The 14,238-nt window shown below is 48.9% G+C and carries 12 protein-coding genes; 11 read left to right on the top strand and 1 reads right to left on the bottom strand.

Annotation, left to right across the window (positions count from 1 at the left end; genetic code table 11):
* Positions 1-20: 20 nt before the first annotated feature.
* The 10 genes from RHOM_RS11695 (at position 21) to RHOM_RS11650 (ending at position 10,481) form a co-directional block, all read left to right on the top strand.
* The gene (locus tag RHOM_RS11695) at positions 21-962 is read left to right on the top strand and encodes a GDP-L-fucose synthase family protein (RefSeq protein WP_014080520.1); all 942 of its coding nucleotides are present in this window, start codon (positions 21-23) and stop codon (positions 960-962) included.
* A 13-nt stretch (positions 963-975) separates the two neighbouring features.
* Positions 976-2,316: a sugar phosphate nucleotidyltransferase gene (locus RHOM_RS11690; protein WP_014080519.1), complete on the top strand. Its 1,341-nt coding sequence runs from the start codon at positions 976-978 to the stop codon at positions 2,314-2,316.
* Positions 2,317-2,329: 13 nt separating this feature from the next.
* Positions 2,330-3,364 (top strand): ATP-grasp domain-containing protein, encoded by a 1,035-nt coding sequence (locus RHOM_RS11685; RefSeq protein WP_014080518.1) that lies wholly within the window; start codon positions 2,330-2,332, stop codon positions 3,362-3,364.
* A gap of 4 nt (positions 3,365-3,368) precedes the next feature.
* Positions 3,369-4,526 carry a type III PLP-dependent enzyme domain-containing protein gene (locus RHOM_RS11680; protein WP_014080517.1) on the top strand — a complete coding sequence of 386 codons (1,158 nt, stop codon included), beginning with the start codon at positions 3,369-3,371 and terminating at the stop codon, positions 4,524-4,526.
* 15 nt (positions 4,527-4,541) lie between these two features.
* Positions 4,542-5,471 (top strand): glycosyltransferase family 2 protein, encoded by a 930-nt coding sequence (locus RHOM_RS11675; protein WP_044025012.1) that lies wholly within the window; start codon positions 4,542-4,544, stop codon positions 5,469-5,471.
* The gene (locus RHOM_RS11670) at positions 5,464-5,892 is read left to right on the top strand and encodes a GtrA family protein (RefSeq protein ID WP_014080515.1); all 429 of its coding nucleotides are present in this window, start codon (positions 5,464-5,466) and stop codon (positions 5,890-5,892) included. Before RHOM_RS11675 ends, RHOM_RS11670 begins: the two co-directional genes overlap by 8 nt.
* Positions 5,889-7,478 (top strand): glucosyltransferase domain-containing protein, encoded by a 1,590-nt coding sequence (locus RHOM_RS11665; protein ID WP_014080514.1) that lies wholly within the window; start codon positions 5,889-5,891, stop codon positions 7,476-7,478. Before RHOM_RS11670 ends, RHOM_RS11665 begins: the two co-directional genes overlap by 4 nt.
* A 44-nt stretch (positions 7,479-7,522) precedes the next feature.
* Positions 7,523-8,575 carry an acyltransferase gene (locus RHOM_RS11660; RefSeq protein ID WP_014080513.1) on the top strand — a complete coding sequence of 351 codons (1,053 nt, stop codon included), beginning with the start codon at positions 7,523-7,525 and terminating at the stop codon, positions 8,573-8,575.
* Positions 8,576-8,713: 138 nt separating this feature from the next.
* Positions 8,714-9,088 carry a BlaI/MecI/CopY family transcriptional regulator gene (locus RHOM_RS11655; protein ID WP_014080512.1) on the top strand — a complete coding sequence of 125 codons (375 nt, stop codon included), beginning with the start codon at positions 8,714-8,716 and terminating at the stop codon, positions 9,086-9,088.
* The gene (locus tag RHOM_RS11650; protein ID WP_014080511.1) at positions 9,075-10,481 is read left to right on the top strand and encodes a M56 family metallopeptidase; all 1,407 of its coding nucleotides are present in this window, start codon (positions 9,075-9,077) and stop codon (positions 10,479-10,481) included. Before RHOM_RS11655 ends, RHOM_RS11650 begins: the two co-directional genes overlap by 14 nt.
* Before the next feature lie 188 nt (positions 10,482-10,669).
* Here RHOM_RS11650 and RHOM_RS11645 read toward each other — a convergent pair whose 3' ends face one another.
* Positions 10,670-11,596 (bottom strand): ComEC/Rec2 family competence protein, encoded by a 927-nt coding sequence (locus RHOM_RS11645; protein ID WP_242823131.1) that lies wholly within the window; start codon positions 11,594-11,596, stop codon positions 10,670-10,672.
* Positions 11,597-11,763: 167 nt separating this feature from the next.
* Here RHOM_RS11645 and RHOM_RS11640 point away from each other — a divergent pair, with 167 nt between their 5' ends.
* Positions 11,764-14,217 (top strand): glycosyltransferase family 2 protein, encoded by a 2,454-nt coding sequence (locus RHOM_RS11640; RefSeq protein WP_014080509.1) that lies wholly within the window; start codon positions 11,764-11,766, stop codon positions 14,215-14,217.
* Positions 14,218-14,238: the final 21 nt, after the last annotated feature.

Raw genomic sequence — 14,238 nt, 5'->3', positions numbered from 1 at the left:
AAAAGGAGAGAAAGATTATGATGGAAAAAGATGCAAAAATATACGTGGCAGGGCACAGAGGAATGGTTGGCTCGGCGATCGTGCGCCAGCTTGAGAAGGAAGGCTATCACAACATCATTACCCGGACACACAAGGAGTTGAACCTCTGCCGCCAGGATGATGTGGAGGAATTTTTTGCAAAAGAGAAGCCGGAGTATGTCTTCCTTGCAGCGGCAAAGGTTGGCGGTATCATGGCGAACAGCGAAGCTCTTGCCGATTTTATGTATGAGAATATGACACTGGAGATGAACGTGATCCATGAGGCATGGAAAAATGGCTGCAAGAAGCTGATGTTTCTCGGATCTTCCTGCATTTACCCGCGTATGGCCCCGCAGCCGATGAAGGAGAGCTGTCTTCTGACCGGAGAACTGGAGAAGACCAACGAGGCATATGCACTGGCAAAGATCAGCGGTTTAAAGTATTGTGAGTTTTTGAATAAGCAGTACGGCACCGATTATATTTCTGTTATGCCGACCAACCTCTACGGACCGAACGATAACTACCATCCGGAGCACAGCCATGTCCTTCCGGCGCTGATCCGCCGTTTCCATGAGGCGAAGGTGGCAGGAGCCAAAGAAGTAACCTGCTGGGGAACCGGAACGCCGCTGCGTGAGTTTTTGTATGTGGATGATCTTGCAGATGCTTGTGTATTCCTGATGAACAACTACAGTGGTGATGAGACGGTCAACCTTGGAACCGGCAAAGAACTTACAATCAAAGAACTCACAGAGCTTGTTGCAAAAGTGATCGGTTATACCGGAGAGATCAAGTGGGATCCGAGCAAGCCGGACGGAACACCGAGAAAGCTTCTCGATGTCAGCAAGTTAGAGAGCCTCGGCTGGAAATACAAGACGGAGCTTGAGGATGGAATCCGCCTTGCATACGATGATTTCCTGAATAATCCAATGAGAGCCGAGCGCTAGAGGGGAGAACCATATGTATATAGTATTGTTATCGGGCGGCTCCGGAAAGCGTCTGTGGCCATTGTCCAACGATTTATGTTCCAAACAGTATATCAAGCTGATGAATCATGATAATCAAAAGGAGACGGCAGAAAAGTGTTCGATGCTGCAGCGTGTGTTTGGCCAGCTTAAGACCGCGGGACTTTCCGACAACACGATCGTCTGCGCGAGCAGTGCACAGGTGGAGCTGATTGAGAGCCAGCTTGACGGGGCTGCAGAGGTGGCAGTTGAGCCGATGCGCCGTGACACTTTCCCGGCTGTTATGTTATCCTGTGCTTATCTTTTGTCTAAAAAGGGAGCGAAGGAGGATGACGTCGTTGCATTTCTTCCGGTCGACCCGTACACGACAGGAGAGTTTTTTGACCGGATCAAGCGTCTGGGAGAGTATATTGCATCCACAGAGAATACGATTGGACTGCTCGGCGGTGTGCCGACGTATCCATCAACCAAATACGGTTATATCGTGCCGGAGAAGAGTGGGCAGGAGCTGCTTAAGGTCGAAGGCTTCCGTGAGAAGCCGGATGAGGCAACTGCGGAGAAACTGGTCGCAGACGGGGCGCTCTGGAACTGTGGTGTGTTTTGTTTCCAGTTATCCATGGCAGCCGGCTGGCTTACAAAGTATGGTGTTGGCACGGATTATGACCAGATGGTCACTGATTATGAGAAGCTTCCGAAGAAAAGTTTTGACTACGAGGTGTTAGAGCACTGGGAGCGCATTGTTGCGATTAAATATGCAGATCTGTGGAAGGATCTGGGTACATGGAATACACTGACCGAGGAAATGCCGGAGAACAGCATCGGTGATGTGACCTGGGATGATACCTGCGAGAACAGCCATGCCATCAATGTGCTCGGCGTGCCGATGGTTGTGATGGGAGCGAAAAATATGGTGATCGCAGCATCCCATGATGGTATTCTGGTGGCGGACAAGCATCAGAGCTCCTATATCAAGGATTGTCTGACGAACATTGCGGACACTTCAAAGTATGAGGAGCGCCGCTGGGGTACGATCAAGACGATCGACAGTGATGAGGATGACGGCATTAAGAGTGTGACAAGGCGCATCAAGGTTGTTGCAGGCAAGACGACACCGGAGCACAGGCATCTGTCCCACACAGAGACAATCACGGTTCTCTCCGGAATGGGAAAATTGATCTTAGAAGGTGTGGAAGTAGATCTGATGGCAGGAGCGACAGTCAGCATTGCAGCCGGCAAACGGCATGCAATCAAGGCTATGGGTTCGGATCTGCGCTGTATTGAGGTGTCGATCGGTACGGACGAGAAGAGTACCTTGGACGATGAGATTATAGGATAAGGACGGCAGAGCGATGAATATATTACTGACATCCGCGGGAAGACGCGGTTATCTTGTCGAATACTTCAAGAAAGCACTAGAGGGGATCGGGGAAGTGCATGTGGGAAACAGCACACCGGTTTCCCCGAGCTTTTACTATGCAGATCATGCAGTTGTGACCCCTCTGATTTACGATGAGGCATATATTCCGTTTTTGCTGGATTACTGCAAAAAAAACCACATTGATGCGGTACTGTCCTTGTTTGACGTGGATCTGTATATGCTGGCACAGCACAGGGAAGAGTTTGCAAAAGAAGGCATCAAGGTGATTGTGTCCGCACCGGAGGTGATCCGTATCTGCAACGATAAATGGGAGACATACCAGTTCTGCAGGAAAAACGGTTTTCTGACACCGAAGACCTGGCTGCATCTTTCGGATGTGAAAGCTGCACTGGAGGCGGGGGAGATTTCCTATCCGGTCATCATCAAGCCGCGCTGGGGCATGGGATCGATCGCCATCTATCAGGCAGAGAATGCAGAGGAACTCGAGGTATTGACCAAAAAGGTCACGCGGGAGATTTTCCGCTCCTATCTCCGGTATGAATCAGCGTTCGATGAGGAGGAATGTGTCCTGTTCCAGGAGATGATCCATGGACAGGAGCACGGACTGGATGTGATCCACGATCTGGACGGAGCATGGCAGCTGACGGTCGTGCGTGAGAAGATCGCCATGCGTTCGGGCGAGACGGACTGTGCGAGAGTGCTGTCGGATGAGAGGATTGCATCGGTAGGAACTGCTGTCGGCAAGGCGCTGGGACATATCGGAAATCTGGATATGGATGTGTTTGTGACCGAAGATGCGGTCTATGTACTTGAACTCAACGCGAGATTTGGCGGGGGATATCCGTTTTCCCATCTGGCAGGCGTTAATCTGCCGAAGGCGATTATAAAGTGGCTTTCGGGTGAGGCACTTACAGATGAACTTGTGGTAAAGAAAACAGGTCTTTATGCACAGAAGGATATCCGAATGATCGATATCACATCGTGTGTAAAAGAAGACGGAAAGTAAAAGTATGGAAAAAGAAAGAAAATATCAACAGTCCTATGTGACACCCTGCTATGAGATCAATCTTGAGCAGTTTCACGAAAATTGTGATGCTGTGATGCAGCCGTTTGAAAAAGCATGGGATGGAAATGTGGCATACGGTTACTCGGTAAAGACAAACCATCACGAGGCACTGATGCGCTATGCCGCGGATCATCTGGGATGGTATATTGAGACGGTTTCTGTGAATGAATACGAGCAGGCCAGACAACTGGTGCCTGCGGAGCGGATCATATTCAATGGACCGTGCAAGCAGGAACGTCTGCTCACAGTCTATGAGCAGGGAGGAATCCTGAATCTGGATAACCCCACAGAAGTAGAACAGCTGTGTGAGACGGTAAGAAACGGAGCTGTTCCATCAGAACACACACAGGTGGGACTTCGGATCAATTTTGATCTGGAGGCACAGTGCCCGGATGAGACAACCGCTGGTACAGAGGTCAGTCGTTTTGGCATCTGCTATGAAAATGGTGATCTTAAGCGTGCCATAGACCAGCTTGAGGAGGCGGGTATTGCCATTGACGGCATCCATCTGCACACCAGCACAAAGACCAGAAGCACCCGTGTTTTTGCGGCATTGGCGGGGATGGCGGTGAAGATCCGGGAGGAATATGGACTGTCCTTAAGTTATGTGGATATGGGAGGCGGCTATTTTGGCGGACAGAAGGTCACCGGAAAGCCGACGATGGAAGAGTACGCGGCGTGTATCTGTGGAGAACTGAGAAAAGGTTTTTCGCCGGAAAAAACGACGCTGATCTTAGAGCCGGGTGCATCCGTGATTGCGACGTGTGTCAATTATATCAGCCGTGTCATCGGCACCAGAGATGTGCGTGGGGTACGTGCAGTGACGCTTGACGGCAGCCTGCTCCATATCAATCCGTTTATGAGCAGCAGGATTCCATCGTATGAATGGCTGGGAGACGGGGACAGGCAGATGGAGGAAGTACAGATCGTCAGCGGCTGTACCTGCATGGAAAATGACCGCTTTTTAAAACTGATCGAGAAAAAACGCATAGAGACGGGGGATGTTTTTGTGTTCCACTATGCGGGGGCTTACACGATGGCATTCAACAGTGAGTTCATCTTGCAGCCGCCGCGCGTCTACGTGGTAAACGAGGATAGATAAAAGTTGAAGGATAAAATGTTATCAGTAATCATTCCTGCCTACAACGAGGAAGCGATGATTCCGATCACCGCAAAGTGTGTGGCAGGATTGTTGGAAAAAGAAAAAATTGTATACGAGCTGGTCTTTGTCAACGATGGATCCCGGGATGCAACCTGGGAGAAGATCCGGAAGGCTTCGGACGACAACCCATATGTGAGGGGGATCTGTTTTTCCAGGAATTTTGGAAAAGAGTCAGCGATGATGGCAGGGCTTGCCTACGCGAAAGGTGCGGCATGTGTCATCATAGACTGTGACCTGCAGCATCCGCCGGAGAAGATCATTGAGATGTACCACCTGTGGGAGAACGGTTACAAAGTCGTGGAGGGAGTAAAACTCTCGCGTGGCAGGGAGAGTTTTCTCCATAAATGGGCGGCAGGAATGTTCTATGCGCTCATCAGTGCGGCGACGAAGATCGACATGCGCAATGCCTCGGATTTTAAGCTGATGGATAGAGAGGTGGTGGATGCCATCTTGAAGATGCCGGAAAAACAGTTTTTCTTCCGGGCGATTTCTTCCTGGGTGGGCTTTAAAAGCACATCGGTGGAGTTTGAGGTGCAGGAGCGGCAGCAGGGAGAATCCAAGTGGTCGGTAAAATCGCTGATCCGCTATGCGGTCACGAATATCACGTCCTTTTCGTCAGTTCCGCTGCAGTTAGTGACATGGAGCGGCTTTCTGTTTTTCCTGTTCGCACTGGTGATTGGGATCCAGACGCTCGTGCGGTTTATCATGCACGATTCGCTGGAAGGATTTACAACCGTCATCATGCTCCAGCTTATTACGAGCAGCATCCTCATGATCGCAGTAGGCATCATAGGGTACTATATTGCGAAGATCTATGATGAGGTCAAGGATCGCCCGCGTTATATCGTGGAGGAAGAGACGGGAGAAAATAAGACGGATGGATAGGATAAAAGAACTGATGAAAAAATACCGTGAACTCATCACATATGTGTTCTGGGGCGGGATGACGACAGTTGTAAACTACATCGTCTATTTTGCGTGCACCAAGCTTTTGGGTATTGAATATCTGATCAGCAATGTCATCGCCTGGGTTGTCGCAGTCATTTTTGCATTCTGGGTCAACAAAATCTATGTGTTTCAATCCTATGGGCGGGACAAGAAAACGATGCTCCATGAGTTTGGTACCTTTGTATCGGCGCGCGTGCTCTCCGGTGTCTTAGAGACCGGCATGATGGCACTGTTTGTATCCGTCATGCATTTTAATGATTCGGTCATCAAGATTATTGCTAGTGTACTGGTTGTCATCATCAACTATGTGCTCAGCAAGCTGGTCATTTTTAAGAAACAGAAGGAGGAACAGAAATGAAAGTGGCATTCAGTACGCCGGATGGGTTTGTGAGGGAAATCTCTGCAAGAATTCCAAGACCGGTTAAGTCTGCATTTTTCAGTGCAGTCATCATTGGGTTGATGACACATTTATATCAGTTTACCAATAAACTTTATAATTATGATGAACTGATTAATACGCCGAATGGTTATGGAACCGGAGCAGAATCCGGGCGCTGGTTTTTGAAAATTATCGGAGATTTTACTGGGGCACAGTTTGGAAATTATTCCCTGCCACTGGTCAACGGTATGATATCGGTACTGTTCCTCGCCGTTTCGGCGGCTCTCATCACTGGGATGTTCCGTGTGCAGAGTACCTTTCTGGCGGCAGCAGTGGGTGGATTTTTTATTTCCTTTCCTGCTGTTACCAGTACGTTTTTGTTCATGTATACGGCACCGTTTTATGCTTTTTCTGTATTCTTAAGTGTACTGGCTGCGTTTCTTATGGTGCGTTTTTCGGGGAAGATCGTTTTAAATATTGTATCGGTTGTCCTGATCGCGTGTTCACTTGGCATTTATCAGGCATATTTTGCGAACACGACAAGTCTTCTTGTAATGAATATGATTCTGCTCTGTGCGTTTTCCGGGGAAGATAAGAAATGGAAGGATATCCTTTTTACAGCGATCCGCTATGTCATCGTTCTGGCGGCAGGCATGATCCTGTATTTTGTGCTTCATAAAACGCTGCTCCATGTGTGGGGACTCTCTATGACTTCCTATCAGGGGCTGGATTCCATGGGACAGACGACGGTAAAAGATCTTCTTGACGGATTAAAGAGCTGTTATCGGGATTTTATCAATTTGTTCCGTGGCGATGTCATGTGCTTAAACCCGACCAAATATGTAAAAAAATGTTATTTTCTTATTATGGCGGCACTGGGCGTAAGTACGCTGGGACTTCTGTTTGGTCAGAAGGGCTGCAAGGTCAAGAAAGTATTTCTGGTGTTAGGTTATCTGGTATTTCCAGTAGCGGTTTATCTGATCTATCTGATGACGCCAAACGGATGGGTCTACACACTGATGGCATACCCGGCTGTTTTTGTGACGATCTTCATGGTGATCTGGGCAGACCGGTATCAGGCGGCGTTTGATACAAAGCAGATTGCAGCGAAGGGAATGCAGTGGATTGCGGCAGTAACATCGGTCATCATGATTGGAGTGTATATCTGGTATGGCAACGGATGTTATATGTCACTTGAGTATACAAAGTATCATGATATGTCGTATTTTCAGACGATGGTGACACAGATCAAGAGCCTGGATGGCTACAATGATGATCTGGCACTGGCGCTCATTGGGAATACGATCGATGATAACACCAACAATACGGGAAGTCTTGTGAGCGGGACGTTTGGACTTGGTGGCAAGCTGGATTCCAATATCAGCGCTTACTCCAGAAATTACATCATCATCAAGTATCTTGGTTTTTCGCCGCGTTTTTGCGGATATGAGGAGATCAAGGAGTTGATGGAAAATGAGGAAGTGAAGGAAATGCCCTGCTATCCGGATGATGGCGCGATTCGGATCATAGACGGTGTGGTGGTTGTCAAACTGACGGATTCATAACAGCCCGGCATATCTGTACAGAAATTATAAGAATAGGAGAAAAGATGGGTCTGGAAAAAACGATACAGAAGAAAAGGAAAATCGTATACCTGGAGCTGCTGCGCATCATCGCGTGCTTCTGTGTAATCATCAATCATACCAACAGCGGGATTTTTCTGTCGCGCACGCCGGATTCTAAAATATGGTGGGTTTCGCTTACTTACTTTTTTGTCAGTAAAACGGCGGTCCCGATCTTTTTGATGATCTCCGGCGTCCTGCTGCTCGGGCATGTGGATACATACCGGAAATGGTCGTCACGCATGCTGCATATTTTTCTGGATATTCTGATATTTTCATTTTTTTACTATGTGTGGAGTATGTATACAGCAGACCGATCGGTCAACCTGATTGAATATCTGAAACTGATCTGGCAAAGAAACGTGACCAATGCATACTGGTACTTATATCTGTATTTGGGAATACTTCTGATGCTGCCATTGTTCCAGAGACTTTCTGTGAACATGGGAAAGAGGGAGTATGAGTTGCTGATTCTGGTTTGTGCAGTGTTTATGAGCACGATGCCGATCGTGATTCACTATATGCCGGGAGCAGCGTTTTCCTCTTATTTCTGTGATCCGTTTTTCTCGGAATTTGTGGGAATTTTCTTCCTGGGCTATTATATTCACAATTATGTGCCGGTGAAAAAAGAATATGCGCTGGCAGCAGTACTGGTCTTTGGCATGGATATTTTACTGCAGGTATTGCTCACTTACCGGGAATATCAGGTTGACCCACAGCAGTATCTGTTTTTTGACGAACGTACATTCATTACGGTGGTCACAGCAGCGGCAACACTCTTTTACCTGGGACGCTGCATGGAGGCGGTGCTAACCAGTGAGTGGTTCTGGAAAGTGGTTGGATTTTTTGGCGGATGCTCTTTTGGCATTTATCTGCTTTCTGATTTTTTCCTGGACAGTTATTATGGAATCTATGGAAACTTGTCAGAAAGGATGAATCCGATGATCGCTGTGTTTTTTTATGAGTGTTTGATTTTCCTCACGGGAGCGGCGGTCACAGCGGTCTTAAAAAAGATTCCGTATATAAAAAAGCTTCTATAGACAGTTTTCAGTAAAGTTATGCTTGCCTTTTTGCTAAAATTATGATAAAAATGGAAAAGATACGGAAGTATCAGAAAAAAAGATTGAATTTGATACGAATATGGTTTATACTATAACCGTAGAAAGGGGAATGATTTTATGGATACGAACGATATTTCAGCATGCGAAAAGCTCGTGATGAAGGTCATTTGGGATTCTACAGAAGAATTGGCATTGCAGGAAGTCATGGATGGAGTCAATCATGAGAACGGCAAGAACTGGAAGCCGCAGACTGTTTCCACATTTTTATCCCGTCTGGTAAAGAAAGGCTTTCTGAATATGTACCGCAAGGGCAGATACTGCTATTATCAGCCGCTTGTCAGCAAGGAAGACTTCTGGCGCGCGACGATGGAAGAGAGTGCAAAGTTCTTTACGAAGGGAGATCTCGGAGAACTGGCATGCTGTCTGTGTGATGACATGCTGGATGCAAAGGACATCGAGAAACTAAAGAAAAAGCTGAATGAACATAGCTAATCAGATTTTATTTGCAGTGGTAATTACCTCTGTCACGGGAACGGCAGCGTACGGACTCTGGCGGCTGCTTATGAACAGCCGCTTTTGTACGAAGCCGCAATTTGTATATCTGACGCTTTTTCTGGTCTGCCTGTTGTACCTGATTCCATTGGATTATGGATGGATGCAGATGACGATTCACGGTTATCTGCAGAAGGAAGGTATCTGGCAGATCAATTTTTCTTTAACGGGATTTTTATGGATTCTTGCGTTCTTTGCTGCAGTCTGCTGGCTTGCCCTCATGGCAAAGGGAATCACAGAGTTTGCAGGCAGCCTTCGCGGGATGAAGCGGATTCAGATGCGTGATATTCCGGAGGAAGAGGGAGCCGTGCGGGAAGAGTTCGCACGTGTGAAGAAAAAGCTTGGCATCCGGTCGAACATCCGTCTGTACCGGAATGACCGTATCACCAGTCCGATGTTTGCCGGTATTTTCCGGTGCCGGGTGGTGCTTCCGGATATTGCCTACGACAGAAAGCATCTGAGCGTGATCTTTCATCACGAGCTGATGCATTACAAGAGCCATGACCCGTTTATCAGATTATGCGGTATGTGTGTGACTGCAGTGCACCACATCAACCCGCTGACGGGGAACCTGATGGCACTGTTGGACGAGTGGAGCGAGATTTACTGCGATGCACGTGCGATTGCAGCCATCAGCGATGAAATGGATGCAGGGTGTTATTTTGAAATGATTATAGAGAGTGTGAAGCACAGTCCTGTGACCGATGAGAATTATATTTTTTCTATGCTTTATGAGAACCAGAGAAGACTGGAAAGGAGAATTGAGTATATGGGAAAATATAATGGAAAAGCAGCATCGAGACTGGCAAGTATGTGTTTTGCGGCGGCGTTTGTGCTGATGAGTGTGACACCGATCTATGCGGCGGGCAGCGAGGCTGCGGACGTACACGATGATATCTACCAGAATGTGGAGGCTGTGACGGCAGATGGCAGCGAGGAGAACGTGCTCGAGGAGCAGCAGATCTTAGGTGTGATGGACCGCACTTACGATACCTTGGAGTATGCGTATCCGGAGCTTGAAGTCATCAGCCCGCTGCTGAGCGCGAATGAGATGGCGTCCTTTAACTGGAGCGTGTCTCCGGGCACACGTATGGTGAGCAATCAGTTCTGGGTGACCAAGGGACAGACGATCCATATGGCGGCAACCGCGTCACCGTCGAGCAGCACGTTCTGGATCGGCATTATGGACGGACTGAACAATGCGCGCTACGTGGAGGGATCTGGCAGCCTGTCTCACGATTTTGCGATCACGAGCAGTGGACATTACCGCGTCTTCGTGCAGAACAGGAGCAGCGCACAGATTAACGCGGTGGGAAGTTATTACTTCGATTAGTATCAGCGTACCGCAATCAGTGCATAGCGATCAGCGCATCGGAAGAGGTGCATCGGAAGATGCGAAAGCGGTAAAGACAACAAAAGCAATAAAAAAGAAGAGGCATTCCGCCTCTTGCTTTTCAGACAAACAAACTACATGATTAGATATAATTCCACGGTTGCAGTGCATTTCACATTATGATTAGATCATTTCAAGGTAACAGTATTCGGGGCGGTGCTAAAATCAAGCACCGTCTTTCCTTTTGCGAGCAGGTCGGATTTGAGTGTGCTCGCCGGAAAGTCGGCGTTGTCGGTGATGGAGGAAGGCGCGTCGATAAAATAGACGGAGGCGCCGGCTGCGTCGTAGAATTCCTCCGAGAAAGACCAGTTTCCGTGGTGGCCGGTCTGCACGTAATCGCAGGCGAGCTGGTCTTTGCATGCGGCAAGCAGGGAATCATTCATATCGTATTTGATGTCCGAACAAAAGAGCATGCTGCTGTTTGCGCTGCTTACTTTTAAGAGGAGGGAAGCATTGTTCTGGTAATCTTTCTCATCTCCGACATTCTGCAGAACCGTGTCGTCATAGGCATTTAGGACGGAGAACGTCAGACCGCAGATGGAGAGGACGTCGCCGCGGTGCAGGTGCGTCACGTTGGAGGCATCCCGGGTGAGCGTGTGGTAGGTCTCCATCACTGTAATGTCATCGTACGGCTCTCCGGCCGCTTCGATAAAGTCATAGTCAAAACCGTTGTCGTAGACGGCGTCGATCGTGATGCCGTCTGGTGAGGCGTAGATCTGATTGAATGCGCCGGCGTGATCCTGATGCGGATGTGAGAGAATCCAGGCGTTGACATGGTTCCCGTGGGCGGCGATGACCTCGCGTACGGCGGAGGCGTTGTCTGCCCAGCCCCCGTCGATGATGATGAGGGTGGTATCGTTCGTGATGGTGTAAAAGGTTCCCTGCACACCGGTTGCATCCGCGTATTGCGTCACCAGATATTCCGTGGCGGGATCGGGGGTGTAGCCGGTGGAATCTTTTTTGGATTCCACGAGTGTATGATGGGAGCATGCCGCGAGAACTACGGCAAAAAGAACGACAATGACAGTGGAAAAAAGGTGTTTAAAACGCATCATAAGGACTCCTTTGAGTTGATCGGTTTATTCTTTGCATTCTACATTAACAGAGAACAAAAGGAATGTAAAGGCGTGGTAACAACTTGACGCAAAACGTCGGAATTGTTATAGTGGAATACGAAATCAAAGAGATTGACCGAGGAGTCAATGGCGAGAGAGGACGGACCATGGATACACATAAATTTTTTGTGGAAAAGATGCGGTTCCATCTGAAGGAACAGGACACGCTGGTCTTTGTCGGGTGGTTTTTTGATGGGAGTACGAAGGAACATTCCATCAAGGCATATCTGGACAACAGAGAGCTTCCGCTTACGGTACAGGTGAATCGCGGTGCGGAGGTCCGACAGAAATATATCCGCAGCATCAATGAGATCGAGGAGGAAGTGGTAGGCATCATAAAGCTTCCGCCGGACTGGCGCAATGGCCGCCGGGTGACATTGATGGCTGCTTACAGGGAAGAATATAAGAAATCTTATGCCATCTCGACAGCAAAGCTTGGCAGACTGGAGAATGAAGTCAGCTACTACGTGGAAAACTGTCACAGGGAGGGGAGCCAGATTACGGTCACTGGCTGGTGCATGTCGGCGGGGGATATCAAGCTTGAACTTCTCGACGGCAGCAGACAGCCGATTTCCGAGAAGGTGGAGCACTATTACCGCAAGGATCTTCTTTCTGTTTTTCCGGAATGTGATAAGGAGGCAAAGCCTGGCTTTCTGGTGCAGGGAACTGCAGCGGGAGGGCAGAGTGGTCCGTTTTATCTGGAGATGCGGGGGGCGAAGAAGCATTCGAGAACCAGACTCACGAAGTGGGACGAGGGCACAAAGCTGCAGTATGTAATCGAAAAAGCCGGGGATACCGTCCGCTATCTGGAGCGCAACGGAATCTCTGCAACTGCTTATAAGATTAAGAACAAGCTGATGCACAAAGAGGGCAATACCTATGAGAACTGGCGGGCGAAGTATCTCCCGTCACCGGAAGAACTGCAGCGCCAGAGAGAGGATGTGTTTGATGCGGGACCGTTGTTTTCGCTGGTCGTGCCGCTCTATAAGACGAAGCCGCAGTATCTGCGGGAGATGATTGATTCCGTGACGGCGCAGACTTACGGAAACTGGGAGCTGTGTATGGCGCTTGCCGCATCCGGGGAAGAGGATGCAGCACTGATCTCCATTCTGGAGGAGTATGCCGGGCGTGATGCGCGGATTCACTATCAGGTGCTGCCGGAGAACGGAGGAATCGCGGAAAATACGAACGCCGCGTTTGCAATGGCTTCCGGAGACTATCTTGTACCGGTGGATCATGACGATCTCGTGCCGGAAAATGCGCTATACGAATTTGCGTCGGCGATCCGCAGGGATGACGCGATTGATATGCTCTACTCCGATGAGGACAAGGTCAGCATGGACGGCAGACACTTTTTTGAGCCGCATTTCAAACCGGACTTTGATCTGGATCTGCTGTGCAGCGTGAATTATATCTGCCACCTGCTCGCGGTGCGAAAAGATGTGGCGGAACGTGCGGGGAGCTACCAGAGCGCGTTTGACGGCGCGCAGGATCTGGACTTTATCCTAAGATGCAGCGAGCAGGCCAAAAAGATTTATCATGTGCCAAAGATTTTGTACCATTGGCGCTGTCATATGGACTCGACCGCTTCCAATCCGGAGAGCAAGCTCTATGCGTTTGAGGCGGGACGGCGCGCCATCGAGGAGCATTACCGCAGACTGGGAATACCGGCGCGCGTGGAAAATGCATCGTTCTACGGAATGTACCGCACGGTCTACGAGTGGAAAGAGGAACCTCTGGTATCTATTATCATACCAAACAAGGATCACGCGGAGGATTTAAAGCTGTGTCTGGATTCCATTTTTACAAAATCCGACTACCGGAATTTTGAGGTTGTGATTGTGGAAAATAACAGTACCGAGCCGGAGACGTTTGCTTATTATAAGGAACTTGAGGCGGGGCATGAAAATGTCAAGGTGGTGTACTACGAGGGCGGCTTTAACTACTCAAAGATCAATAATTTTGGCGCAGCGGCATGCAGGGGAGATTATTTCCTGCTGCTGAACAATGATACGGAGATGATCGATGGGGGCTGTATCCGGGAGATGCTCGGATATTGTATGAGAGAGGATGTCGGAATTGTAGGTGCCAAGCTTTTATATGCGGACGATACGATCCAGCATGCCGGTGTGATTTTAGGTTTTGGCGGCACGGCGGGACATGCTTTCATTGGAAAATCCAGATACGATACGGGATATTTTGGCAGAATTCTGTGCGCGCAGGATTATTCCGCGGTTACCGCAGCGTGCATGATGACGAAGCGTGAGGCGTTTGAGGCGGTCGGGGGAATGACCGAGGAACTCGCCGTGGCGTTCAATGATGTGGACTACTGCCTGAAAGTAAGAAAGCACGGATGGCTCGTCGTGTACGATCCCTACGCGGAAATGCACCACTACGAATCGAAGTCGAGAGGCTATGAGGATTCCCCGGAAAAAGTCGAGCGCTTTAACGGCGAGGTGGAGATTCTGCTTTCGCGTTGGAGAGATCAGATTGAGCAGGGAGATCCCTACTACAATCCGAATCTGACACTGGACAATTCTGATTTTTCGCTGCGCAGATAACGCGGGGGACGGCGAAAACAG

The sequence above is a fragment of the Roseburia hominis A2-183 genome (genome assembly GCF_000225345.1).
GTDB lineage: Bacteria > Bacillota > Clostridia > Lachnospirales > Lachnospiraceae > Roseburia > Roseburia hominis.
Note: the sequence above shows the minus strand (reverse complement) of the source record. Positions and strands in the feature narration are given on the sequence as shown.